The sequence below is a fragment of the Streptomyces sp. NPDC056600 genome, assembly GCF_042792855.1.
GTDB lineage: Bacteria > Actinomycetota > Actinomycetes > Streptomycetales > Streptomycetaceae > Streptomyces.
In genome coordinates this window covers 36,031-60,129 of the sequence record NZ_JBHTVQ010000031.1, presented here as the reverse complement: position 1 = coordinate 60,129, position 24,099 = coordinate 36,031, and the positions used below count along the sequence as shown (strand labels likewise).

Below are 24,099 nucleotides of genomic sequence, written 5' to 3'. Positions count from 1 at the left end.
TATGTCTACGCAGCCTGCCTCCGCCCCCGCCGCGCCCGCCTTCGGCGACATCGCCCACCGTCTGGCCCAGCTCTCCCTGCGGGAGGCTCATCGGCTGGGGCGGCGACTCGAGGGCGCCCGGAAGATCCGCAAGCCCGAGGCCCGGGCCGCCGTGCTCGCCGAGATCACGGCGGAGGTCGAGAAGGCCGAGGCCCGACTGGCCCAGCGCGCCTCCCGGGTGCCAGCCATCACCTATCCGCAGGCCCTCCCGGTCAGCCAGAAGAAGGACGACATCGCCGAGGCGATCCGCGACCACCAGGTCGTGATCGTCGCGGGTGAGACCGGCTCCGGCAAGACCACCCAGATCCCCAAGATCTGCATGGAGCTGGGCCGCGGCGTCCGCGGGATGATCGGTCACACCCAGCCCCGCCGGATCGCCGCCCGCACGGTGGCCGAGCGCGTGGCCGAGGAGCTGAACACCCCGCTGGGCGAAGCCGTCGGCTGGAAGGTCCGGTTCACCGACCAGGTCGGCCAGGACACCTTCGTCAAACTGATGACGGACGGCATCCTGCTGGCCGAGATCCAGACGGACCGCGAGCTGCGCGCCTACGACACGATCATCATCGACGAGGCCCACGAGCGGTCCCTCAACATCGACTTCCTGCTGGGCTACCTGGCCCAGCTGCTCCCCCGCCGCCCCGACCTCAAGGTCGTCATCACCTCGGCGACCATCGACCCGGAGCGGTTCTCCCGGCACTTCGGCGACGCCCCGATCATCGAGGTCAGCGGGCGCACCTATCCGGTGGAGGTCCGCTACCGGCCGCTGCTGGAAGAGGACTCCGCCGAGGCGGACCGCGACCAGATCACCGCGATCACCGACGCCTGCGAGGAACTGATGGCGGAGGGACCGGGCGACATCCTGGTCTTCCTCTCCGGCGAACGGGAGATCCGCGACACCGCGGACGCGCTCACCAAGAAACGCTTCCGGTCCACCGAGATCCTCCCGCTCTACGCCCGGCTCTCCCACGCCGAGCAGCACCGGGTCTTCCAGCAGCACTCCGGCCGCCGGATCGTGCTGGCCACCAACGTGGCCGAGACCTCGCTGACGGTGCCGGGCATCAAGTACGTGATCGACCCCGGCTTCGCCCGGATCTCCCGCTACAGCCACCGCACCAAGGTGCAGCGGCTGCCGATCGAGCCGGTCTCGCAGGCCAGCGCCAACCAGCGCAAGGGCCGCTGCGGCCGTACCAGCGACGGCATCTGCATCCGCCTGTACTCCGAGGACGACTTCGCGGCGCGCCCGGAGTTCACCGACGCGGAGATCCTGCGCACCAACCTGGCCTCGGTCATCCTCCAGATGACCGCCGCCGGCCTCGGCGACATCGAGAAGTTCCCCTTCATCGACCCGCCGGACCACCGCAACATCCGCGACGGCGTCCAGCTGCTGCAGGAGCTCGGCGCACTGGACCCGGCGGAGAAGGACCCCCGCAAGCGCCTCACCGACACGGGCCGCAAGCTCGCCCAGCTGCCGGTGGACCCGCGGCTGGCGCGGATGGTCCTGGAGGCCGACCGCAACGGCTGCGTCCGCGAGGTCATGGTGATCGCCTCCGCCCTCTCCATCCAGGACCCGCGCGAGCGGCCCGCCGAGAAGCAGGCGCAGGCCGACCAGCAGCACGCCCGGTTCAAGGACGAGTCCAGCGACTTCCTGACCTTCCTCAACCTGTGGCGCTACGTCCGCGAGCAGCAGAAGGAACGCGGCTCGTCCGCCTTCCGCCGGATGTGCAAGCAGGAGTACCTGAACTTCCTGCGGATCCGCGAGTGGCAGGACGTCTACAGCCAGCTCCGCTCGGTGGCCCAGCAGATGGGGATACGCCTCAACGAGGAGGACGCCCCCGAACAGTCCGTGCACGTCTCGCTGCTCGCCGGTCTGCTCTCGCACATCGGCATGAAGGACGTGAAGGACACCGCGAGCAGCTCCGGGGGCAAGGAGCCCGCGAAGGGCGCCTCGCGGAACGAGTACCTCGGCGCGCGCAACGCCAAGTTCGCGATCTTCCCCGGCTCGGCGCTCTTCCGGAAGCCGCCGAGGTTCGTGATGTCCGCCGAGCTGGTCGAGACCTCCCGCCTGTGGGCGCGGGTCAACGCGAAGATCGAGCCGGAGTGGGTGGAGCCGCTCGCCGGTCACCTGCTCAAGCGGACCTACAGCGAGCCGCACTGGGAGAAGGACCAGGCCGCGGTGATGGCGTACGAGAAGGTGACGCTCTACGGCGTCCCGATCGTCGCCCAGCGCAAGGTGAACTACGGGCGCATCGACCCCGAGGTCTCCCGCGAACTCTTCATCCGGAACGCCCTGGTGGAGGGCGACTGGCGCACCCACCACAAGTTCTACGCGGACAACCGCAAGCTGCTCACCGAGGTCGAGGAGCTCGAGCACCGGGCCCGCCGCCGGGACATCCTGGTCGACGACGAGACCCTGTACGACTTCTACGACCAGCGGATCCCCGAGCACGTCGTCTCCGGCGCGCACTTCGACTCGTGGTGGAAGCACAAGCGCCAGGAGGAGCCGGACCTGCTCGACTTCGAGCGGTCCATGCTCATCAACGAGAAGGCCGGACAGGTCACCAAGGACGACTACCCGGACTCCTGGCGGCAGGGCCGGCTCACCTTCCGCGTCACCTACCAGTTCGAGCCCGGCGCGGACGCGGACGGCGTGACCGTGCACATTCCGCTGCAGGTGCTCAACCAGGTGACCGACGAGGGCTTCGACTGGCAGATCCCGGGTCTGCGCGAGGAACTGGTCACCGAGATGATCCGCTCGCTGCCCAAGCCGATCCGCCGCAACTACGTCCCGGCGCCCAACTTCGCGCAGCGGTTCCTCGACGTGGCGGTGCCGGGCCAGGAGCCGCTGGACGTGGCGATGGCGCGGGAGCTGCACCGCATGGTGGGGGTGCGCCTGGAGCCGGGCGACTTCGACCGGTCAAAGGTGCCGGACCACCTCGAGGTCACCTTCCGGATCGTCGACGAGCGGCGCCGCAAGCTGGCCGAGGACAAGGACCTCGAGGCGCTGAAGCTGCGGCTGCGCCCCAAGGCCCGCCAGGCCATCTCCAAGGCCGCCGCGGCGACCGCCGAGCGTTCGGGCGGCCCCTCGCTGGAGCAGACGGGGCTGACCGACTGGACGATCGGTACGCTGATCCGGGTCTTCGAGACCAAGCGGGCCGGCCAGCCGGTGAAGGCCTTCCCGGCGCTGGTGGACGACGGCGACACGGTCTCGGTGCGGCTGTTCGACAGCGAGGCCGAGCAGGCCGAGGCCATGTGGCGGGGCACCCGGCGGCTGATCGTGCGCAACATCCCGGTCAACCCGGCGAAGTTCGCGCTGGACCGGCTCTCCAACGCGCAGAAGCTGGCGCTGTCGGCCACCCCGCACGGCTCCGTGCAGGCGCTGTTCGACGACTGCGCGCTCGCGGCGGCGGACAAGCTGATCGCGGACTTCGGGGGTCCGGCGTGGGACGAGGAGTCCTACCGGAAGCTCTACGACAAGGTGCGGGCCGAGATCGTGGACACCACGGTGCGCGCGGTCGGTCAGGTGCAGCAGGTGCTGGCCGCCTGGCAGGCCTGCGAGCGGCGGCTGAAGTCGGTCACGAGCCCCGCCCTGCTCGCCAACCTCACGGACGTCCGCGGTCAGTTGGACGGCCTCGTGAAGCCGGGCTTCGTCACCGGGGCCGGACTGGCGCGGCTGCCGCACCTGATGCGGTACCTGGTCGCGGCGGACCGGCGGCTGCAGCAGATGGCCGCCAACGTCCAGCGGGACACCACCCGCATGGAGAAGGTGCACGAGATGCAGGACGAGTACGCCTGGCTCCTGGAGCAGATGCCGCAGGGCCGCCCGGTGCCGCAGGCGGTGCGGGAGGTCCGGTGGATGATCGAGGAGCTGAGGGTCAGCTACTTCGCGCACGCCCTGGGGACGGCCTACCCGGTCTCGGACAAGCGGATCGTGAAGACCATCGACGGGCTGGCTCCCTGAGCGGCCTCGAACGGGTGACGAGCGGCTGACCCACAGTGAGTTCGACCAGGCGGCCGCACTCCTGTAGAGTCCTTCTCGCAGCACAGCGCAGGGGACCGAACAGGAAACCTACGGTGTGAAGCACCTGGTCCTGTGGAGCAGTTTGGAGTGCTCGCCACCCTGTCAAGGTGGAGGCCGCGGGTTCAAATCCCGTCAGGACCGCACTTCTTCGAAGGCCCGCACCTCATCGGTGCGGGCCTTCGTCGTGTGCGCGTACGGGAGCCCGCCGAGGCCGGCGAGCTCACCGGGACCGCCGGCAGCCCCGCGGGGGGCCGGCCGAGCCCCGGCGCGACCGGTGGCCGGGTGTGGGGAAGGCCCGGCGGGGCATGCGGGTCCGGGAGGGCGTCCCCGAAAGAGCGTCAGAAACCGACCACAGCCCCTGAAAGGTCCCTCCGGTCCCCCCGCGCCCCGGCGCACCCCGCAGGGCCTCACGCGCCCTGCGAGGGCCCCGCGCCCCGGCGGCGCGAGGCGTGCGGGGAGCCCGCCGCACCGACGGGCGCCGGCGGCCGCATATGCCGCTGTCCCGTCCAATAGCGCACGGGTCACACCGGCAACAAGCCGTCGTCGGTGTGAAAGGTGTCACCTCAACAGTTTTTGAAAGGGGTGTAGTTAACCCCTGCTTACATCATGTCAATTTTATATGTGCAATTGCACTCTCCCGCAGGCGCGTCCCGGGATCTCGTCGGCGCCCTGACCGCCGCTCTGATCTGCGCGGACGCGCAAGGGGTGGAGATCCGTCGGAGGTCCCGCGAAGAGGCCCTGAAGAGGCCTTCAGTCACCGTCCTGAGGGCAAAAAAAGATCGCGCTGGACCCGGCGGAGTCCAGCGCGATCGACGACGCGTCGACGTGCAAGGGGATGTCCGAGAAGCCCGGAGGCCCTGGACCAGGTCCTGTTGGGGCAGGACCGGCGTCGTGTGGAGCTGAGTGACGGACGTCTCGGCGGCTGGGGGACCGCCTCGCGCGTCCAACTATTCAATTGTGGGCACCGTGATCGCCACGGACCTTCGAATCAATGGCTGTCAGGCCTCGCTACGCTGCTGGGGGATGCCCGCCAGCAGCGCGCGGACCTCGGCCTCGCGGTAGCGCCGGTGCCCGCCGAGCGTGCGGATCGACGTGAGCTTGCCGGCCTTCGCCCACCGCGTCACCGTCTTGGGGTCGACGCGGAACATGGTGGCGACCTCAGCCGGGGTCAGCAGCGGCTCGGCATCAGGGGTGCGAGCGGTCATGAGCGGCCTCCTCGGGAGAACCGACGTTCTCGGTTCTTTCCTCTAAATTCTGCACCTTGACCCGCGTTGCCCGAAATGGCGGACGCGAGTCGAGTCGGTTATAGGACGAACGGCTTGTCCTCGGCACTACAACTACACCATCTGTCCAGCCGCGTCGGCCAAACCGATGGAATTGCCCTCCCAGGTGTTCATCAGCGACGGAAGCCGATGGACCGTGCCATAACGGACAGTCACTCCGCTGTGACGATCAGTCACAGAGTCCACAGAGGCCATCAGACCCCCCAGGCGTTCAGCGCCGATGCCCGCCCAGGCGGACAGCAGGAGCCCTCCCCGGGCTCCTTGTCCTATTTTGGCATGAGGGGTGGCAAGATACGCAAGGGCCGGGTACGTGCACTCCGTCACGCTTAGGGATATGTGTCCGTTTCGTGACGGGCGTGCATCCGGGTCCGGCGCGCTCCGGGCTCACCACCGCACGCGCCGGGCGTCAGCTGGCCAGCCCGCGCTGCCGGACCGACCGCCACCGGTCCACCAGACGCTCGTACGCCTCGCCGGCCGCCTCCCCGTCGCCGTCCCGCAGCGCCGCCAGGGCCTCGGCCGCGTCCGCCGCCGAGTGGTCCTCGGCGAGGTCGCCGGCCGGGAGGGCGTGCACCAGCCCTCCGTAGTCCAGCTCCACCAGGGAGCGCGGGTGGAACTCCTCCAGCCACCGGCCCACCCCGACCAGCGCCTCGGTCATCGCCCCCTCCCCCACCGACTCGCGCACCGTGCGCAGGCCGCGCGCCAGGCGCCGCCGGGCGTCGACCATGCGGGTCCGGTAGCGGAGCACCGGCACTCCGCCGTCCGCGCCGGGGCGCCACTCCCGTTCCTCGTCGGCGACCAGCACGAACCAGTGCCCCGGGACGTGCCAGGTGGCGCTGCGGATCCAGGGCCGGGCGTCCGGATGACGGGTCAGCCACCTCTCGTAGTCCCGGCCGGCCTCCTCGCGCACCACCGGCGGCAGCACGGCGTCCAGGACGGTCGGCGGGAGGTCCGTGCCGAAGTCCCGCAGCGCCTGCCAGCCGCGCAGCCGGGTCCGCCAGGGGCACACGCAGACCACGCCGTCCACCTCCGTGACGAACGCGTCCCCGCTCTCGTGCACCGGCACCGGCGACGGCGGGGTGGCCAGCAGGTCGGCGAGGGAACGCCGCAGCTCGTCCTGGCAGGTGGGCCGTCCCGGGCGGGCCGCATAGCGCTCCCAGTGGGCGCGCTCCTCGCGGGGGAAGGCGGCCAGTGGCTCGTAGACCCGCAGATAGGCCGGATAGGGAACGATCACCGAGGTCACCTTGGGCACCCCTCCACCCTCCCCGAGGGCCGACGTCCGAAACCCGTCCCACCCGGATCCGAAGTGGGCGCAATGCTGGGAAAAGCAACCAGAACCGTCTAGGCCCGGACCGGCGCGTACTCCTCGCGTGGATGATCCTGTGTGGAGGCGGTCAGGGCGGCTCTCCAGGCTCTACCCTCGTGCCACGGTTCCCGCCACCCGTACGGGGACCGCCGTAACCGCCGCTTCTCATCCAGGAGTCACCACCGTGACCGAAATGACCGACGGCGTCCTGCACACCCTGTTCCAGTCGGAGCAAGGGGGGCATGAGCAGGTCGTGCTCTGCCAGGACCGCGCCAGCGGACTGAAGGCCGTGATCGCCATCCATTCCACCGCCCTGGGCCCCGCCCTCGGCGGGACGCGCTTCCACCCCTACGCCACGGAGGCCGAGGCCGTCGCCGACGCCCTCAACCTGGCCCGCGGGATGTCGTACAAGAACGCCATGGCAGGCCTCGAACACGGCGGCGGCAAGGCGGTGATCATAGGGGACCCGGAGAAGCACAAGACCGACGAACTCCTGCGCGCCTACGGCCGGTTCGTCGCCTCGCTGGGCGGCCGGTACGTCACGGCCTGCGACGTCGGCACCTACGTCGCCGACATGGACGTGGTGGCCCAGGAGTGCCGCTGGACCACCGGGCGGTCCCCGCAGAACGGCGGGGCGGGCGACTCCTCGGTGCTCACCTCGTTCGGCGTCTTCCAGGGCATGCGCGCCTCCGCCCAGCACCTGTGGGGCGACCCCACGCTGCGCGGCCGCACCGTGGGCATCGCCGGCGTCGGCAAGGTCGGGCGCCACCTGGTGGAGCACCTGCTGGCGGACGGCGCCGAGGTGATCGTCACCGACGTGCGCGAGGAGGCCGTGCGGGCGCTGCTCGCGCAGCACCCGTCGGTGCGGGTCGCGGCGGACGCGGAGGAGTTGGTCCGCACGCCGGGCCTGGACATCTACGCCCCGTGCGCCCTCGGCGGCGCGCTCGACGACGCCACCGTGGCGGCGCTCACCGCGACGGTGGTGTGCGGCGCGGCCAACAACCAGCTGGCGCACCCCGGCATCGAGAAGGACCTCGCCGACCGGGGCATCCTCTACGCGCCGGACTACGTGGTGAACGCCGGCGGCGTGATCCAGGTGGCCGACGAGCTCCTCGGTTTCGACTTCGACCGTGCCAAGGCGAAGGCGACGAAGATCTTCGACACCACCCTGGAGCTGTTCGCCCGGGCGAAGACGGACGGCATCCCGCCGGCCGCCGCGGCCGACCGGATCGCCGAGCAGAGGATGGCCGAATCCCGTCGGTCCGGCCGGTGACACGGTCCGCCTGACACGGCGGCACCCTCGCGCACGAGACCGGCGCGTCAACTTCTCGCCCGACCCTTCGCCCTCCAGAGTGAAGAATCGTGTCGGTGACGGGGTGGTGACGCGCCGGTTTCGTGCGGATGATCGCCTCGCGGTACCGGTGTTCGGAGGTCAGAGGTCCGGACAGCGGGAGACAACTGTCACTTCTCCGGGCGGGTCTTCCGGGCGGAAGTGGTTAAAATCGGCACTGACCAGCGGGGACAGGGCGCCTCGCGGGTACTGGGCACACACGCTTGGTGCGGGCGACGTACCGTATGGGCGTGGGCTCAGGTACCGTGGAAGCCCTACAGACCGGTCTCTCTGCGGAGAGTCCGTTCTGGATCATGAACGCGTCAAGACTCTGGGGCCGTCGCGCCCCGTCGTTGAGGGGGTCGAGCCATGGGGCGCGGCCGGGCCAAGGCCAAGCAGACGAAGGTCGCCCGCCAGCTGAAGTACAACAGCGGCGGGACGGATCTCTCACGCCTGGCCGAGGAGCTGGGCGCATCGACGTCGAATCCGACGCCTAACGGCGAGCGGTTCGAGGACGATGAGCAGGACGACGACCTGTATTCGCGGTACGCCGAGCTCTACGGGGCCGACGACGAGGACGAGGACGAGGAGTCCTCTCACCGTCGCGGCGCCTGACAGCGTTCACCGCTCATACCGATCTGGACCCGGTTCGGTGCTTCGGCGCCGAGCCGGGTTCAGTGTTGCCCCGGACCGACGGACCGGCCGGCGCCGCCACCGGAGTGCCCTCCGGTCCCGGCGGACGACGCGCCCGCCGGGACCGGAGGCGTGATCACGCGGCGTAGTCGCCGGTCAGCTCCGCGCCCGTGGCGTGCTCTCCCCGGGCGACGATCTCGCCGGCCACCCAGGACTCGACTCCGCGGTCGGCCAGCGCGGACAGGGCGACCTCGACCGACTCCTGCGGGACGACGGCCATCATGCCGACGCCCATGTTCAGGGTCTTCTCCAGCTCCAGCCGCTCGACCTGGCCGGTCCGGCCGACCAGCGAGAAGATCGGGTCCGGCGTCCAGGTGGACCGGTCGATCACGGCGTGCAGACCGTCCGGGATCACCCGGGCCAGGTTGGCCGCCAGGCCGCCGCCGGTGATGTGGCTGAAGGCGTGCACCTCGCAGGTGCGCATCAGGGCGAGGCAGTCCAGCGAGTAGATCTTGGTCGGCTCCAGCAGCTCCTCGCCGAGGGTGCGGCCCAGCTCCTCGACGTGCGCGTCGAGCGCCATGCCGGCGCGCTCGAGCAGCACGTGGCGCACCAGCGAGTAGCCGTTGGAGTGCAGACCGGAGGAGGCCATCGCGATCACCGCGTCGCCCTCCCGGATCCGGTCCGGGCCGAGCAGCGCGTCGGCCTCGACCACGCCCGTGCCGGCGCCGGCCACGTCGAAGTCGCCGGCCCCGAGCAGGCCCGGGTGCTCCGCCGTCTCGCCGCCGACCAGCGCGCAGCCGGCCAGGACGCAGCCCTCGGCGATGCCCTTGACGATCGCGGCCACCCGCTCGGGGTGGACCTTGCCCACGCAGATGTAGTCGGTCATGAAGAGCGGTTCGGCGCCGCAGACCACGATGTCGTCCATGACCATGGCGACCAGGTCGTGGCCGATGGTGTCGTAGACGCCCATCTGCCGGGCGATGTCGACCTTGGTGCCGACGCCGTCGGTGGCCGAGGCGAGCAGCGGGCGCTCGTAGTTCTTGAGGGCGGAGGCGTCGAAGAGGCCGGCGAAGCCGCCGAGGCCGCCGAGCACCTCGGGGCGCTGCGTCTTCTTCACCCATTCCTTCATCAGCTCGACGGCGCGGTCGCCCGCCTCGATGTCGACGCCGGCAGCCGCGTAGCTGGCACCTGTCTCAGTGGACATGACTGTGAGCTTTCTGTCGGGTGTACAGCTGGAGCGCTGCGAGGAATCTGCGAGGGGGCCGGAGGCCGTCGCCGGGTCCCGCGAAGGGACCCGGCGACGCGCGTCGGCGGGCTACGGGCGCCGGATGGCGGCGCTGGCGGCGGTCTCCACCGGCGCGGCCAGCTCCGTCTCGAGCAGCTGCTTGCCGAGCAGCTCGGGGTCGGGCAGGTCCATCGGGTACTCGCCGTCGAAGCAGGCACGGCAGAGGTTCGGCTTGGCGATGGTGGTCGCCTCGATCATGCCGTCGATGGAGATGTAGGCGAGTGAGTCGGCGCCGAGCGAGGTGCCGATCTCGTCGATGCTCATGCCGTTGGCGATCAGCTCCGCGCGCGTGGCGAAGTCGATGCCGAAGAAGCAGGGCCACTTCACCGGCGGCGAGGAGATCCGGATGTGGACCTCGGCGGCGCCGGCCTCGCGGAGCATCCGGACCAGTGCGCGCTGGGTGTTGCCGCGGACGATCGAGTCGTCCACCACGACCAGGCGCTTGCCCTTGATGACTTCCTTGAGCGGGTTCAGCTTCAGCCGGATGCCCAGCTGGCGGATGGTCTGCGAGGGCTGGATGAAGGTCCGGCCGACGTAGGCGTTCTTGACCAGGCCGGCGCCGAACGGGATGCCGGAGGCCTCCGCGTAGCCGATCGCGGCGGGGGTGCCGGACTCGGGCGTCGCTATGACCAGGTCGGCCTCGGCGGGCGCCTCGGCGGCGAGGCGGCGGCCCATCTCCACGCGGGAGAGGTACACGTTCCGGCCGGCGATGTCGGTGTCCGGGCGGGCCAGGTACACGTACTCGAAGACGCAGCCCTTGGGGCGCGCCTCGGCGAACCGGGAGGAGCGCAGGCCGTTCTCGTCTATCGCGACGAACTCGCCGGGCTCGATCTCGCGCACGTAGCTGGCGCCGCAGATGTCCAGCGCCGCCGACTCCGAGGCGACCACCCAGCCGCGCTCCAGGCGGCCCAGGACCAGCGGGCGGATGCCCTGCGGGTCACGGGCGGCGTAGAGCGTGTGCTCGTCCATGAAGACCAGGGAGAAGGCGCCACGCACCGTGGGAAGGATCCGGGAGGCGGCCGCCTCGATGGACAGCGGCTTGCCGTCCTCGTCCGTCTGGCCGGCCAGCAGGGCCGTCACCAGGTCGGTGTCGTTGGTCGCGGTGGGGGCGGAGCCGTTGTTCCGCTCCGGCAGTTCGGCGACCAGGCCGGCGAGCTCCGCCGTGTTGACCAGATTGCCGTTGTGGGCGAGGGCGATGGATCCCTGCGCGGTCGCCCGGAAGGTCGGCTGGGCGTTCTCCCAGACGGAGGCGCCGGTGGTCGAGTAGCGGGCGTGTCCGACCGCGATGTGACCCTGCAGGGAGCTGAGCGAGGATTCGTCGAAGACCTGGGACACGAGGCCCATGTCCTTGAAGACGAGGATCTGGGAGCCGTTGCTGACCGCGATACCCGCGGATTCCTGACCCCGATGCTGGAGGGCGTAGAGCCCGAAGTACGAGAGCTTGGCGACCTCTTCACCCGGCGCCCAGACACCGAAGACGCCGCAAGCGTCCTGGGGGCCCTTTTCGCCGGGAAGAAGGTCGTGATTGAGGAGACCGTCACCACGAGGCACGTCTTCGAGTGTAGGGGAGGACGGCCGTTGCGCCGAATGGAGCAGGATGGGGGCGAATGTCGCCGACGCCGTCCCGGCCTGTCGGGCGGGACCATGTTTTCCCAGGTCAGAGGCGGTATCCGGCCGCGCTGACAGGCCCGCTGCGGGCGGTGGCGCCGACGGGCGGGGACTTCCGGGGGCCTCACGAGTGAGACGACGCACACCCGCCCGTCCACGGAGCGGACAGCCTCGTCCACGGACCGTGACCCGCGGCCCCGGGCGGGCCACCGTCCGCGTGGTCAGCCGATCACGGGCAGCCACGGGGAGAGGTCGGCGCGCTCCCCGCTCGCGGCCACCGAGCCCGCCTCCCGGGCCTGCTCCCAGCCGAGCCGGCCGGACGCGAGACGGAGCCAGGTCAGCGGGTCGGTCTCGACCACGTTCGGTGGCGTGCCCCGCGTGTGCCGCAGGCCCTCCACGCACTGCACGACGGCGAACGGCGGCACCCGGACCTCGGTGGAGCCGCCCGGCGCGGCATGGGCGAGGGCGTCGGCGAGGACCCGGACGGCCGCGGCCAGGTTCTGACGGTCCTGGGGGGTCTGCGGGCCCCCCACGGCGGCCAGGGCGGCGTTCAGGTCGTCGGTGTGGACGGCGAGTTCGACGCAGCGGGTGGCCAGGTAATCGGTGAGAGTGAGGGCGCCGGTCCGGGCGGCGAGGAGACGGCGGCCGGGGTGGGCCTCCAGGTCACCGGCGAGCCGCTCGGCGGTCTCGGCGTAGAGGGCGTCCAGGTCGGGGTGCGCCTCGGCGAGGTCCCGGGCGGACGCGGCGACGCTCTCGGCGTGCCGGGCGGCGGTGCCCGCCCAGGTGGCGGGGATCAACTCGGCCCTGGGCGGCTCGGGAAGGCCCAGCAGACGGCTGGTGCTGCCGACGGCGAAGGCGATGTGGGCGACGAGGTCACGGACCGCCCAGTCGCCCATCCGGGCAGGGGCGGCGAGCTGCTCGGGCGTCAGGTCCCCGACGGTCCGGCGCACGTTGGCGAACTGGGCCAGCACCGCGGTGCGGGTGCGGAGCGGGTCGTAGGTGCGGGGCTTCTTCCGGGTACCGGGTGCCATACGGGCGAGCGTAACGGGTGCCTGCCCAACGCCGGACGCACCGTCACCTGAGGGCCGGACGGCCGGGCACCCGGGCCGGACGCGCCGGTAACCATGAACCCCACCATGCGGGCAGCTGGAGCGGAAAAGGCGGGCGACCGGCGCCAGACCCCCGAGCGCCCGGGTCGAACCCGCAGACGCCTTGAACCGCAGGCCCTCGAACACGCAGCCTCCGAGCCCGAACCCGTAGCCGCAGCCGCAGCCGCAGCCGCAGCCGCAGCCGCCCGAGCCCTAGCGCACCGCCGTCCGAGCCCGAACCCGCGGGCCCCGAGCCTGACCTCGCGGCCGTCCGAGCCTGACCTCGCAGCCTCCGGGCCCGAACACGCCGGACACCGTGGCCGTAGCCCGGGCCTCTCGGCCCGGACGCGCGAACGACCGTGCCCCGACGCGAAGGCACCCGGCGCCGCGCGGGGCGGGCCGGGTGCCTTCGAGCAGGTCGGGTCAGGCGAGCAGCCCCTCGATCACGCCCTCGTGGGCGGACCGCAGTTCGGCCAGGGGGAGCGTGAACTCGCCCTGGACCTCGACCGCGTCGCCGTCGACCACGCCGATCCGGGTGGCCGGCAGGCCCCGCGCACCGCACATGTCCGTGAAGCGCAGCTCCTCGGAGCGCGGCACCGACACGACGGCGCGGCCCGCGGACTCGGAGAACAGGAAGGTGAACGCGTCCAGCCCGTCCGGCACGACCAGCCGCGCGCCCTTCCCGCCCTCGAGGGCGGACTCGACCACGGCCTGGATCAGGCCGCCGTCGGACAGGTCGTGGGCGGCGTCGACCATGCCGTCACGGGAGGCGGAGATCAGGATCTCGCCGAGCAGCCGCTCCCGCTCCAGGTCCACCTTGGGCGGCAGGCCGCCGAGGTGGTCGTGGATCACCTGCGACCAGGCGGAACCGCCGAACTCCGGCTCGGTGTCGCCGAGCAGGTAGATCAGCTGGCCCTCCTCGCGGAAGGCGGCCGGGGTGCGGCGGGCCACGTCGTCGATCACGCCGAGCACGGCGACGACCGGCGTCGGGTGGATGGCCGCCTCGCCCGTCTGGTTGTAGAGCGAGACGTTGCCGCCGGTGACCGGGGTGCCGAGCTGGAGGCAGCCGTCGGCCAGACCGCGCACGGCCTCCACGAACTGCCACATCACCGCGGGGTCCTCGGGGGAGCCGAAGTTGAGGCAGTCCGAGACGGCCAGCGGCTTGGCGCCGGTGGCGGCCACGTTGCGGTAGGCCTCGGCCAGCGCGAGCTGCGCGCCCGTGTACGGGTCGAGCTTGGCATAGCGGCCGTTGCCGTCCGTGGCGATGGCGACGCCGAGGCCGGTCTCCTCGTCGACGCGGATCATGCCGGAGTCGCCTTCGGTGCGGGCGAGGACCGTGTTGCCCTGCACGAGGTGGTCGTACTGGGAGGTGATCCACGCCTTGGAGGCCTGGTTCGGGGAGCCGACCAGCTTCAGGACCTGGGCCCGCAGCTCGTCCGCGCTCTCCGGACGGGGCAGCTTGGCGGCGTCGTCGGCCTGGAGCGCGTCCTGCCAGTCGGGGCGCGCGTACGGGCGGTCGTAGACCGGGCCCTCGTGGGCGACGGTCCGCGCGTCGACGTCGACGATCTTGCCGCCGTGCCAGTAGATCTCCAGCCGGTCGCCGTCGGTGACCTCGCCGATGACGGTGGCGATGACGTCCCACTTCTCGCAGATCTCGAGGAAGCGGTCGACCTTCGCCGGCTCGACCACGGCGCACATGCGCTCCTGCGACTCGCTCATGAGGATCTCCTCGGGCGAGAGCGTGGAGTCGCGCAGCGGCACGTCGTCGAGCTCGACGCGCATGCCGCCGGAGCCGTTGGAGGCGAGCTCGGAGGTGGCGCAGGACAGACCGGCCGCGCCGAGGTCCTGGATGCCGACGACGAGCTTCTCCTGGAATGCCTCCAGGGTGCACTCGATGAGGAGCTTCTCCTGGAACGGGTCGCCCACCTGGACGGCCGGGCGCTTGGAGGGCTTGGCGTCGTCGAAGGTCTCGGAGGCGAGGATGGACGCGCCGCCGATGCCGTCGCCGCCGGTGCGGGCGCCGTAGAGGATGACCTTGTTGCCGGCGCCGGACGCCTTGGCCAGGTGGATGTCCTCGTGGCGCATCACGCCGATGGCGCCGGCGTTGACCAGCGGGTTGCCCTGGTAGCAGGCGTCGAAGACGACCTCGCCGCCGATGTTGGGCAGGCCCAGGCAGTTGCCGTAGCCGCTGATGCCCGCGACCACGCCGGGCAGCACGCGCCGGGTGTCGGGGTGGTCGGCCGCGCCGAAGCGCAGCGGGTCGACCACGGCGACCGGGCGGGCGCCCATCGCGATGATGTCGCGCACGATGCCGCCGACGCCGGTCGCGGCGCCCTGGTAGGGCTCCACGTACGACGGGTGGTTGTGCGACTCCACCTTGAAGGTGACCGCGTAGCCCTGGCCGACGTCGACCACACCGGCGTTCTCGCCGATGCCGACCAGCATCGCCTCGGACTGCGGGGCCTTCTCGCCGAACTGGCGCAGGTGGACCTTGGAGGACTTGTACGAGCAGTGCTCGGACCACATGACCGAGTACATGGCGAGCTCGGCGCCGGTCGGGCGGCGGCCGAGGATCTCGCGGATGCGCGCGTACTCGTCCTTGTTCAGGCCGAGTTCGGCCCAGGGCTGCTCCACGTCGGGGGTCGCGGCCGCGTACTCGACCGTGTCCAGAGGGGTGCGGCTCATGCGGTGACCAGCTTCTTGAGGATCGAGGTGAAGAACGGCAGGCCGTCGGTGCCGCCGCCGGTGAGGGACTCCACGGCGTGCTCCGGGTGCGGCATCAGGCCGACGACGTTCCCGGCCTCGTTGGTGATGCCGGCGATGTTCCGCAGCGAGCCGTTGGGGTTGCCGTAGCCGTCCGCGTCCGCGCCGTCGGTCAGGTAGCGGAAGGCCACCCGCCCCTCGGCCTCCAGCTTGTCGAGCGTGTACTCGTCCGCGGTGTAGCGGCCGTCGGCGTTCTTCAGCGGGATCAGGATCTCCTGGCCCGCCTCGTAGTCCGAGGTCCAGGCGGTGTCCGCGTTCTCCACCCGCAGCTTCTGGTCACGGCAGATGAAGTGCAGGTGGTTGTTGCGCAGCATCGCGCCGGGCAGCAGGTGCGTCTCGGCGAGGATCTGGAAGCCGTTGCAGATGCCGAGGACCGGGAGACCGGCCTTGGCCTGCTCGATGAGCGTCTCCATCACCGGCGAGAAGCGGGAGATGGCGCCGGCCCGCAGGTAGTCGCCGTAGGAGAACCCGCCCGGCAGGACGACGGCGTCGACCTGCTTGAGGTCCTTGTCCTTGTGCCAGAGGGCGACGGGCTCGGCCCCGGCGATCCGGATCGCGCGCTGCGCGTCACGGTCGTCGAGGCTTCCGGGGAAAGTGACGACGCCGATACGGGTGGTCACTTCGCCGCCTCCGCGACTTCCTCCACCTTGACGGTAAAGTCCTCGATCACGGTGTTCGCGAGGAAGGATTCGGCGAGCTCGTGGATACGGGCGAGGGCCGCATCGTCGACGGGGCCGTCGACCTCGAGCTCGAAACGCTTTCCCTGACGGACGTCGGAGATGCCCTCGAAACCGAGGCGCGGCAGCGCGCGCTGGACCGCCTGGCCCTGGGGGTCGAGGATCTCCGGCTTGAGCATGACGTCGACTACGACGCGTGCCACTGGCACTCCCGATGTTGGTGCTGAGCAGGTTCCTTCAGACTACCCGGACAAAATTTCTACGCGGGTAGATTAGTAGGAAACTACGTGTTCCGCATCACTTCAGGATGAGTCTTTCCTTGATCCCCCGGGCATTGCCGTACATGATCGCCGGGCCGCCGGAAAAGGAGGCGACGATTCTCCTGGATTTCGTGGCGCAACCCGCGAAACGATTTCCCCGTACTTCCCCTTATGACGACCGGCCCTGTACAAAGTAATTATCGGCCGGAGGACATTCGGCCGTCACAACCGGACGGCCCGGTGGTCCACGGCGCGTCCCGGACGACGTTTCGGCACGTCACGCCGTTCGACGGCATCCGGGAACCGACGGGGTCCCGCAGGAAAGGACCGATATTCGTGGCTCAGCGTGTCGTGGTCACCCTCTCCGACGACATCGACGGCTCACAGGCGGCGGAAACGGTCGCTTTCGGCCTCGACGGCCGGACGTACGAGATCGACCTGAACGAAACGAATGCTGGGAAGCTGCGCGACGCGCTCGCCCCGTACGTCGAGGCGGGCCGTAAGCGCGCGCGTTCCGGAAAGGTCTACCGGCAGACCGAGGTCGCGCCCGACCCGGCGGCCGTGCGGGCCTGGGCCCAGGCGCACAGCATGGAGGTGCCGGCCCGCGGCCGCATCCCCAAGCGGGTGTACGAGGCGTTCGCGGCGGCGCGGAGCTGACGGGGCGCGGCCGCCTGCCGGGCACCCGCCACGGCGCCCGGTCCGGGTGGATCCGGCGCGTCGCGCGCCCCTCCGGCGAATGGACTTGCGCAGCACCCCGGGTGATCAGTTAGAGTTCAGGCACGCCGAGGGGCGAGGCCGGAAGGCCGAAACCCCGAACCGTGCGGGTGTAGTTCAGTAGTAGAACACCCCCCTTCCAGGGGGGAGGCGCAGTGTGCGATCCCTGTCACCCGCTCTTCATCGGCCGATCCGGTCCGGAGTACCCCTCCGCATCCGGTAGGCTGGTGCTCGCGCCGATCGGTGAAAGCCGGTCGGAGGCAATGCGGACGTAGCTCAGTTGGTAGAGCGCAACCTTGCCAAGGTTGAGGTCGCGAGTTCGAGCCTCGTCGTCCGCTCCAGTTCCGAAGGCCCCGGTCAGTCGACCGGGGCCTTCGGCGTTTCCCGGATTGCGGCCTGCTGACATTTGTCATACGAGCCGATGACAGCAGGCACTGTCACCGGTCCCCGCCCGACGGAATGCTGGGGCCATGGACATCAGCGAACGCGAGCAGGTGATCGAGGTCACCGACCTGCGCCGCGTCTACAAGGGCGGCTACGAGGCGGTGCGGGGCATCTCCTTCTCGGTGGGCCGGGGCGAGATCTTCGCGCTGCTCGGCACCAACGGTGCGGGCAAGACCTCGACGGTGGAACTGCTGGAGGGCATGGACCGCCCGGCCGGCGGCCGGATCCGGGTCCTCGGCCACGACCCGTACGCGGACCGCGCGGCCGTCCGGCCCCGGACCGGCGTGATGCTCCAGGAGGGCGGCTTCCCCTCCGAGCTGACGGTCGCGGAGACGGCGCGGATGTGGGCCGGCTGCACCAGCGGCGCCCGGCCGGAGGGTGAGGTGCTCCAGCTGGTCGGCCTGCGCGGCCGGGCGGACGTGAAGGTCAAGCAGCTCTCCGGGGGCGAGCGCCGTCGCCTGGACCTGGCGCTGGCCCTGCTGGGCGACCCCGAGGTGCTGTTCCTCGACGAGCCGACCACCGGCCTGGACGCGGAGGGCCGCCGCGAGACCTGGGACCTGGTCCGCGCCCTGCGCGACCAGGGCACCACCGTGCTGCTGACCACGCACTACCTGGAGGAGGCCGAGGACCTCGCCGACCGGCTGGCCATCCTGCACGACGGCCGGATCGCCGTCGCCGGGACGCCCGCCGAGGTGACCGCCACCCGGCCCTCCCGGATCTCCTTCGAGCTGCCCGCGGGGCTCCTGCCGGGCGACCTGCCGCCGCTGGCCCCGATGGGCGTCGTCGACCACCACACCGAGGGGTCGCTGCTGCGCCTGCACACCCGTGAACTCCAGCGCACCGCCACCGCCCTGTTGAGCTGGGCGGCCGGCGAGGGCGTCGAACTGCGCCGGCTCGACGTGCGCTCCGCCTCGCTGGAGGAGGCGTTCCTCGACATCGCCCGTGAGGCCGGCGGACACCGCGACCCCGCGGCGGCGGTCACCGGGCCCACCACGGGGCAGGGCACCGCCACGGGACAGGACACCGCTCGGGAGACGGAGAAGACCGCATGAGCACCCCCACCACCGCCGCCGGCTCCGCCCGCCGGGGCGCGACCACTCCCCCCGGACGCCTGCGGGCCCTGGCCCGGGCCGAGTTCACGCTACTGCTGCGCAACCGCAGCGCGGTGATCACGGCGATGCTGATACCGCTGGTGCTGCCGTTCAGCGTGCAACTGGGCATGCGCGAGGTCGACCTGGCGGCCCACGGGCTCAGCCTGGGCGTGATGATGCTGTCCGCCGGCATCGGCTTCTCGATGCTCTTCGCCGTCTACGCCACCCTGGTGTCCACCTTCGTCTCCCGCCGCGAGGAGCTGGTGCTCAAGCGGCTGCGCACCGGTGAGGCGTCCGACGCCGAGATCCTCGGCGGGACCGCCGCCCCGGTCCTCGCCGTCAGCCTGGTCCAGTCAGTGCTGCTGGGCGTCGCCTGCGCCGTGCTGCTGGACATCGGCGCCCCCCGCGCTCCGCACCTGCTGGTGCTCGGCATCGTCCTGGGCGCCCTGCTGTGCGCGGCGCTGGCCGCGGCCACGGCGGGGCTCACCAGGACGGTGGAGAGCAGCCAGGTCAGCTCGATGCCGTTCCTCTTCGTGACGGTGATCAGCTCCGGCATGACCTTCCCGACCGAGGTCATGCCCGACCGGGTCGCCGCGGTGCTCGACCTGCTGCCGCTGTCCCCGGCCATCCGTCTGATCCGCGACGGCTGGCTCGGCACCATGACCGCCGCCGAGGCGCTGACCGCCGTGGGCACGGCCTTGGTCTGGGTGGTCGTGGCGGTGTTTGCTGTACGGCGGTGGTTCCGCTGGGACCCGCGGCGCTGAGGCGGCGGAGCCGACGGCGCCGACGGAGGAGAGGGGACGACGCGTGCGGCAGTGGTGGGGGAAGAAGAGCACTCCGGCAAAGGTGGAGACGTACACACGGTGGACGTTCCACGGCTTGGCACTGGCCGAGGGGGGGTTCGCCGTTCCGGTGGCCACCCCGCTGGGGCTTCCGGGAGCGGTGCCGGTGGTGCTGGCTCTGATGGGCCACGGGGCGCTGTGCGCGCTGACCGCCTCCCGTGCCCTGGACTGGACCCGCGGCACTCGCCACCAGCCGCGCCGCCTGGTGTACGCGCTGGGGGCGACGACCGCGGTGCTGGCCGCCGCCGCCCTGCTTCTGGCAGCGCGGGCGGACGAGGAACACGTCGGGGAGACGGCCGGGGCGGCCTTCTCGCTCATGCTCGCCTTCGGTGGCGGCATCACGGTCCTCGGCGTCCGCGACCGGACCAGGGTCCCCGCCGTGGTGGCCGGGTTCGGTGCGGGAACGGGCGCGGTGGCACTCGCCGGCGGCATGCCGCTCACCGCCGCCCTGGCGGTGTCCGTCCTGGTACTGCTCCTCACCGGGTTCATGGCCTTCACCTCAATCTTCTCGGTCTGGCTGCTCGACGCCGTCTACGAACTGGACGAAGCGCGGGAGAACCGGACCCGGCTGGCGGTGGCCGAGGAGCGGCTGCGGTTCGGACGGGACCTGCACGACGTACTGGGACGGAACCTCGCGGTGATCGCGCTCAAGGCGGAACTCGCCGTGGAGCTGGCGCGGCGCGGGCGGCCCGAGGCCGTGGACCAGATGACCGAGGTGGAGCGGATCGCGCAGGAGTCGCAGCGTGAGGTGCGCGCGGTGGTGCGCGGCTACCGCCGGGCCGACCTGGGGACCGAGATCGCCGGCGCGCAGGGCGTGCTGGAGGCGGCCGGGATCCGGTGCGAGGTGTCCGTCGCCGACATGGACCTGCCCGCCGAGGTGCAGTCCGCGCTGGCCTGGGTGGTGCGGGAGGCGACGACCAACGTGCTGCGGCACGGGAACGCCCAGTGGTGCGCGGTGACCGCCGCGGCGGAGGACGGACGGGTGAGGCTGGTGGTGGAGAACGACGGCGCCGAGGGCGTCGCGAGCACGGGCGGCTCGGGGCTGGCCGGGCTGCGCGAACGCCTCGCCGAGGTGGACGGGACGCTCACCGCAGGGAGGGGCGGGTCCCGGGACGAAGGCGGCGAAGACGGCGGAGGCGTCGAGGGCGTCGAAGACGGCGAAGGCCAAGGCGACGGGAGCGGGGGCGTGCGCGGCGGCGAGGGCGTAGGCGTGGGCGGGAACGAGGGCGGAGGAGTGGACGGCGGGACGTTCCGGCTGGTGGCCGAGGTTCCGGCCCGGGCGCTCGGCGCCGGAGTCCGGCCCGGGACCGGGCACGATGCCGTGCTGGAGGCGGCCTCGTGAGCGCACCGGTACGTCTGCTGCTCGCCGACGACGAGCACCTGATCCGCGGCGCGCTGGCCGCGCTGCTCGCCCTGGAGGAGGACCTGGTGGTGGTCGCCGAGGCCGCCACCGGCCCGGAGGCGCTGGCCATGGCGCGGGCGCACCGGCCCGACGTGGCCGTCCTCGACCTGCAGATGCCGGGGGCGGACGGTGTGAAGGTGGCCACAGCCCTGCGCGCCGAACTGCCGGAGTGCCGGGTCCTGGTGGTGACCAGCCACGGGCAGCCCGGCCACCTCAAGCGGGCGCTGGCGGCGGGGGTGCGCGGGTTCGTGCCGAAGACGGTGAGCGCGCGCCGCCTGGCCGAGATCATCCGCACCGTGCACGCGGGGAACCGTTACGTCGACCCGGAGTTGGCGGCGGACGCGATCTCCGCCGGGGACTCGCCGCTGACCGCGCGGGAGGCCGAGGTGCTGGACCTGGCCTCGGACGGGGCGCCCGTCACCGAGATCGCGGAGCGGGCCGGGCTCTCCCCCGGCACGGTCCGCAACTACCTGTCGTCGGCCGTCTCCAAGCTGGGGGCGGAGAACCGTCACACAGCGGCGCGTACCGCTCGTGAGCGAGGTTGGGTATAGTTGCTCTCGCGCCACGGCGCAAGGCGGACGTAGCTCAGTTGGTAGAGCGCAACCTTGCCAAGGTTGAGGTCGCGAGTTCGAGCCTCGTCGTCCGCTCCAGTTCCGAAGGCCCCGGTCATCCGACCGGGGCCTTCGGCGTACCGGGGCCTCAGCTCCAGGCGAGGCCGGTCAGGCGCTCGTACGCCTCGAGGTACTTGGCGCGGGTCGCGTCGACGATCTCCTGCGGGAGGGCCGGCGGCGGCTGCTCGCCGTGGCGGTCCCAGCCGGAGGCGTCCGAGGTCAGCCAGTCGCGGACGAACTGCTTGTCGTAGGACGGCTGGGCGTGGCCCGGCTCCCAGACGTCGGCCGGCCAGAAGCGGGAGGAGTCCGGGGTGAGCACCTCGTCGGCGATGATCAGCCGGTCGCCCTCGAAGCCGAACTCGAACTTGGTGTCGGCCAGGACGATCCCGCGGTCGCGGGCCACGTCACGGGCGCGGCCGTAGACGGCGAGCGTGGTCTGGCGCAGCAGCGCGGCGACCTCGGCGCCGACCTTGCGGGCGACCTCCTCGTAGGCGACGTTCTCGTCGTGCTCGCCGACCTCGGCCTTGGTGGCCGGGGTGAAGATGGGGGCGGGCAGTTCGGAGCCGTCCACCAGGCCCTCGGGCAGGGCGAGACCGCAGACCGTGCGGGACTCGCGGTACTCGGCCAGGCCGGAGCCGGTCAGGTAGCCGCGAGCGACGCACTCGACCGGCACCATCTCGAGGTTCTTGCAGATCGTGGTGCGGCCCGCCCACTCGGCGGGCGCGCCGGCCGGGACCTCGGTGCTCAGGACGTGGTGGGGCACCAGGTCGGCGAGCTGGTCGAACCACCACAGGGAGAGCTGGGTGAGCACGCGCCCCTTGTCGGGGATCTCGGTGGGCAGCACCCAGTCGTAGGCGGAGATGCGGTCGCTGGCGACCATCACGAGGTCGCCCGCCTCGTTGCGGTACAGGTCGCGCACCTTGCCGGTGTGCAGATGCACCAGGCCCGGCACCTGCACCGGCTCGGGCTTTTCGACGAATCCGGACACGGTTCCTCCCCGTGGTTTGGTCCAATGCCCCCGATTCTCCCGTACCGGGAGATCCGAGGCAGTCCGGGGGGCCTCGGGCGGGGCGCGGCCGTCCGCTGCCGGCCTGGGGCGGGGCGTGGCCGTCCCTCGCCGGAGGGGAACCGTTCGGCCGCGGGAGGGAACCGTTCAGCCGCCGTGGGGGAACCGTTCAGTCCCTCTTGCAGATGCGGTCCAGCAGGTTGGCGGTGACCTTCTGGATCCGCGGGTCGACGTGACCGGGCCGGTCGAGGGCCGGGGACCAGGCGAAGGTCCCGGAGGCGAAGACCAGCGCGCCCGAGGGCGCCCGGTACAGCGAGGTCTCCTGGTGGCGCCGCACGCCCGCGGCGTCCGGGTACGGCGAGTGGGCGAGCAGCACCCGCTCGTCGTGGGCGGGCAGCGGGGCGCGCGGGAAGTAGCGGTCGGCCTCGCCGGCGACCAGCCCGGGGATCTCCTCGCCGTCCCGGACCCCGGCGCCCTCCCAGAGCCAGTGGCCGGCGTTGCGGACGATCAGCGGGGCGGGCTCGGGCACCGGGCCGCCGTACTGGATGCCGAGCAGTTCCTGCTCGGGCCGGTCGACCTCCCGCCACAGCACCGGGCGGCCCGGTCCCCGGCGCTTGCGGCAGGTGAGCAGCCGGTCCGGCTCCCCGGGGGCGGAGGGGCCCAGCTCCACCTGCCAGTACAGGGTGTTGGCCGACAGGAAGACCAGCGAGGTGCCCTGGTCGCGCGCGAGCTCCACGGTCCGTCGCATCGGCCGGGACCAGTACTCGTCGTGGCCGGGGAACACCAGGCCCCGGTAACGGCCCGGGTCGACGCGGCCGGCGTGCAGGTCGCGAGCGTCGGCGTAGGCGAGGTCGTAGCCGTAGCGCTCGGCCCAGCGGATCACGTCGTAGGCGTGGCCGACGTGCAGGGGAAGTCCGGCGCCTGCGTAGGGGCGGTCGAAGGAGACGGTGGTGGCCGCCCCGGACTCGCCGAGCAGCCGGCCCTCGTCGTCCCAGGCGTGGTAGAGGCTGGCGCCGGTGACGCCGTCCTCCGGGTACAGGTTGTACGCCTGCCAGGTGATGTCGGGCAGCAGGAGCAGCAGGTCGGCGGGGCGGTTGTCGCGGACCGTGAACGGGACGTGGGAGCGGTGGCCGTCGGCGGTGGTCAGTACGGCGACGTACGCGCCGAGCTGCCAGTCGGCGGGCACGGTGAGCCGCCAGGACAGCCACCAGTGGTGGCAGGAGACGGTCCGGTCGGCGACCAGCGGCGCAGGCTGCACCAGGCCGGCCAGCCGGGGGCTGCTGGTCACCTTGGTCGCGCCGTCGCCGCCGTAGTGGCCGATCCGGTAGACGTCGATGCCGAACTCCTGGGGCGGCTCGACGGTGACGCGGAAGTCGATCGGCTCCCCGGGCGCGACGGCGCCGGGCGAGGCGAAGCCCTTGATCTGGCGGCGCACGTCGTCGGCGGGGCGGGGCCCCGCCGGGCGCGGGCCCGGCTCGTCGACGTACCAGGGAACCACCTGGCCGGTGTCGTCGAAGTACGTCTCGCCGCCGCGCAGCCACGGTAACGGCCCCAGTCCGAACGGGTCCGTCACACCGTGCGCCAGCGCCCCCGACTCCCAGCGGCGGATCCGCTCAGGGTCCATGAACCGCTCCCCCTCCCTCGTGTTCGTCGTGCGTCCCGCTCCCCCGCCGGACGGTGTCGTCCCGTCCTCGGCGGCGGT

Annotated in this window: 18 protein-coding genes and 4 tRNA genes; 12 read left to right on the top strand and 10 right to left on the bottom strand. The window is 71.7% G+C overall.

What is annotated here, in order from left to right:
- The first annotated feature begins 1 nt into the window (after position 1).
- Both hrpA and ACFRAV_RS17375 read left to right on the top strand, forming a co-directional pair.
- Positions 2–3,997, top strand: a complete 3,996-nt coding sequence (hrpA, locus tag ACFRAV_RS17380; protein WP_382556309.1) for an ATP-dependent RNA helicase HrpA — start codon at positions 2–4, stop codon at positions 3,995–3,997.
- 126 nt (positions 3,998–4,123) lie between these two features.
- Positions 4,124–4,198, top strand: a tRNA-Asp gene (locus tag ACFRAV_RS17375).
- An 857-nt stretch (positions 4,199–5,055) separates the two neighbouring features.
- Here the strand turns inward: ACFRAV_RS17375 and bldC are convergent.
- Together bldC and ACFRAV_RS17365 are read right to left on the bottom strand one after the other, a co-directional pair.
- On the bottom strand, positions 5,056–5,262 hold the full coding sequence (gene bldC, locus ACFRAV_RS17370; protein ID WP_003949541.1) for a developmental transcriptional regulator BldC: 207 nt from the start codon (positions 5,260–5,262) through the stop codon (positions 5,056–5,058).
- A 484-nt stretch (positions 5,263–5,746) separates the two neighbouring features.
- Positions 5,747–6,589, bottom strand: a complete 843-nt coding sequence (locus ACFRAV_RS17365; RefSeq protein WP_382556308.1) for a hypothetical protein — start codon at positions 6,587–6,589, stop codon at positions 5,747–5,749.
- Between the two features lie 247 nt (positions 6,590–6,836).
- Here ACFRAV_RS17365 and ACFRAV_RS17360 point away from each other — a divergent pair, with 247 nt between their 5' ends.
- Positions 6,837–7,916 (top strand): Leu/Phe/Val dehydrogenase, encoded by a 1,080-nt coding sequence (locus ACFRAV_RS17360; protein WP_382556356.1) that lies wholly within the window; start codon positions 6,837–6,839, stop codon positions 7,914–7,916.
- 426 nt (positions 7,917–8,342) lie between these two features.
- Positions 8,343–8,588 (top strand): DUF3073 domain-containing protein, encoded by a 246-nt coding sequence (locus tag ACFRAV_RS17355; protein WP_108956261.1) that lies wholly within the window; start codon positions 8,343–8,345, stop codon positions 8,586–8,588.
- A gap of 154 nt (positions 8,589–8,742) precedes the next feature.
- On the opposite strand, the gene purM is transcribed toward ACFRAV_RS17355, so the two are convergent.
- The 6 genes from purM to purS form a co-directional block, all read right to left on the bottom strand.
- Complete coding sequence (gene purM, locus ACFRAV_RS17350; protein ID WP_382556306.1) at positions 8,743–9,810, bottom strand: phosphoribosylformylglycinamidine cyclo-ligase; 1,068 nt, start codon at positions 9,808–9,810, stop codon at positions 8,743–8,745.
- A gap of 111 nt (positions 9,811–9,921) precedes the next feature.
- On the bottom strand, positions 9,922–11,442 hold the full coding sequence (gene purF, locus ACFRAV_RS17345) for an amidophosphoribosyltransferase (RefSeq protein ID WP_382556304.1): 1,521 nt from the start codon (positions 11,440–11,442) through the stop codon (positions 9,922–9,924).
- Positions 11,443–11,720: 278 nt separating this feature from the next.
- Positions 11,721–12,530 carry a sterol carrier family protein gene (locus ACFRAV_RS17340; protein ID WP_382556302.1) on the bottom strand — a complete coding sequence of 270 codons (810 nt, stop codon included), beginning with the start codon at positions 12,528–12,530 and terminating at the stop codon, positions 11,721–11,723.
- Positions 12,531–13,010: 480 nt separating this feature from the next.
- Positions 13,011–15,272: a phosphoribosylformylglycinamidine synthase subunit PurL gene (gene purL, locus ACFRAV_RS17335; RefSeq protein ID WP_382556298.1), complete on the bottom strand. Its 2,262-nt coding sequence runs from the start codon at positions 15,270–15,272 to the stop codon at positions 13,011–13,013.
- Positions 15,269–15,970 carry a phosphoribosylformylglycinamidine synthase subunit PurQ gene (purQ, locus tag ACFRAV_RS17330; protein ID WP_351113858.1) on the bottom strand — a complete coding sequence of 234 codons (702 nt, stop codon included), beginning with the start codon at positions 15,968–15,970 and terminating at the stop codon, positions 15,269–15,271. Before purQ ends, purL begins: the two co-directional genes overlap by 4 nt.
- Positions 15,967–16,230: a phosphoribosylformylglycinamidine synthase subunit PurS gene (purS, locus tag ACFRAV_RS17325; protein WP_108956272.1), complete on the bottom strand. Its 264-nt coding sequence runs from the start codon at positions 16,228–16,230 to the stop codon at positions 15,967–15,969. The genes purQ and purS overlap by 4 nt, the downstream gene beginning before the upstream one ends.
- A gap of 393 nt (positions 16,231–16,623) precedes the next feature.
- Between purS and ACFRAV_RS17320 the strand changes: the two genes are divergently transcribed.
- The 8 genes from ACFRAV_RS17320 to ACFRAV_RS17285 all read left to right on the top strand — a co-directional run bounded on the left by ACFRAV_RS17320 (position 16,624) and on the right by ACFRAV_RS17285 (position 21,430).
- Positions 16,624–16,944, top strand: coding sequence for an Lsr2 family protein (locus ACFRAV_RS17320; protein WP_351113857.1), 321 nt, complete (start codon positions 16,624–16,626; stop codon positions 16,942–16,944).
- Between the two features lie 163 nt (positions 16,945–17,107).
- Positions 17,108–17,179 (top strand) — tRNA-Gly (locus ACFRAV_RS17315).
- 87 nt (positions 17,180–17,266) lie between these two features.
- Positions 17,267–17,342 (top strand) — tRNA-Gly (locus ACFRAV_RS17310).
- A gap of 129 nt (positions 17,343–17,471) precedes the next feature.
- Positions 17,472–18,497 (top strand): ABC transporter ATP-binding protein, encoded by a 1,026-nt coding sequence (locus ACFRAV_RS17305; RefSeq protein WP_382556294.1) that lies wholly within the window; start codon positions 17,472–17,474, stop codon positions 18,495–18,497.
- On the top strand, positions 18,494–19,300 hold the full coding sequence (locus tag ACFRAV_RS17300) for an ABC transporter permease (RefSeq protein WP_382556292.1): 807 nt from the start codon (positions 18,494–18,496) through the stop codon (positions 19,298–19,300). The genes ACFRAV_RS17305 and ACFRAV_RS17300 overlap by 4 nt, the downstream gene beginning before the upstream one ends.
- Positions 19,301–19,343: 43 nt before the next feature.
- Positions 19,344–20,720, top strand: a complete 1,377-nt coding sequence (locus ACFRAV_RS17295) for a sensor histidine kinase (RefSeq protein WP_382556290.1) — start codon at positions 19,344–19,346, stop codon at positions 20,718–20,720.
- Positions 20,717–21,331: a response regulator transcription factor gene (locus tag ACFRAV_RS17290; RefSeq protein ID WP_351113853.1), complete on the top strand. Its 615-nt coding sequence runs from the start codon at positions 20,717–20,719 to the stop codon at positions 21,329–21,331. The genes ACFRAV_RS17295 and ACFRAV_RS17290 overlap by 4 nt, the downstream gene beginning before the upstream one ends.
- Before the next feature lie 23 nt (positions 21,332–21,354).
- Positions 21,355–21,430, top strand: a tRNA-Gly gene (locus ACFRAV_RS17285).
- A gap of 49 nt (positions 21,431–21,479) precedes the next feature.
- On the opposite strand, the gene ACFRAV_RS17280 is transcribed toward ACFRAV_RS17285, so the two are convergent.
- On the bottom strand, positions 21,480–22,379 hold the full coding sequence (locus ACFRAV_RS17280) for a phosphoribosylaminoimidazolesuccinocarboxamide synthase (protein ID WP_382556287.1): 900 nt from the start codon (positions 22,377–22,379) through the stop codon (positions 21,480–21,482).
- A gap of 187 nt (positions 22,380–22,566) precedes the next feature.
- The gene (locus ACFRAV_RS17275) at positions 22,567–24,021 is read right to left on the bottom strand and encodes a N,N-dimethylformamidase beta subunit family domain-containing protein (RefSeq protein ID WP_382556284.1); all 1,455 of its coding nucleotides are present in this window, start codon (positions 24,019–24,021) and stop codon (positions 22,567–22,569) included.
- Positions 24,022–24,099 lie beyond the last annotated feature (78 nt).

What these genes read in the sequence shown, in the direction of transcription:
- ACFRAV_RS17305 (WP_382556294.1), top strand. Translation starts at nt 17,472, where the DNA reads ATGGACATCAGCGAACGCGAGCAGGTGATCGAGGTCACCGACCTGCGC.
- hrpA (WP_382556309.1), top strand. Translation starts at nt 2, where the DNA reads ATGTCTACGCAGCCTGCCTCCGCCCCCGCCGCGCCCGCCTTCGGCGAC.
- ACFRAV_RS17340 (WP_382556302.1), bottom strand. Translation starts at nt 12,530, where the DNA reads ATGGCACCCGGTACCCGGAAGAAGCCCCGCACCTACGACCCGCTCCGC.
- purM (WP_382556306.1), bottom strand. Translation starts at nt 9,810, where the DNA reads ATGTCCACTGAGACAGGTGCCAGCTACGCGGCTGCCGGCGTCGACATC.
- ACFRAV_RS17360 (WP_382556356.1), top strand. Translation starts at nt 6,837, where the DNA reads ATGACCGACGGCGTCCTGCACACCCTGTTCCAGTCGGAGCAAGGGGGG.
- bldC (WP_003949541.1), bottom strand. Translation starts at nt 5,262, where the DNA reads ATGACCGCTCGCACCCCTGATGCCGAGCCGCTGCTGACCCCGGCTGAG.
- ACFRAV_RS17275 (WP_382556284.1), bottom strand. Translation starts at nt 24,021, where the DNA reads ATGGACCCTGAGCGGATCCGCCGCTGGGAGTCGGGGGCGCTGGCGCAC.
- ACFRAV_RS17300 (WP_382556292.1), top strand. Translation starts at nt 18,494, where the DNA reads ATGAGCACCCCCACCACCGCCGCCGGCTCCGCCCGCCGGGGCGCGACC.
- ACFRAV_RS17355 (WP_108956261.1), top strand. Translation starts at nt 8,343, where the DNA reads ATGGGGCGCGGCCGGGCCAAGGCCAAGCAGACGAAGGTCGCCCGCCAG.
- purL (WP_382556298.1), bottom strand. Translation starts at nt 15,272, where the DNA reads ATGAGCCGCACCCCTCTGGACACGGTCGAGTACGCGGCCGCGACCCCC.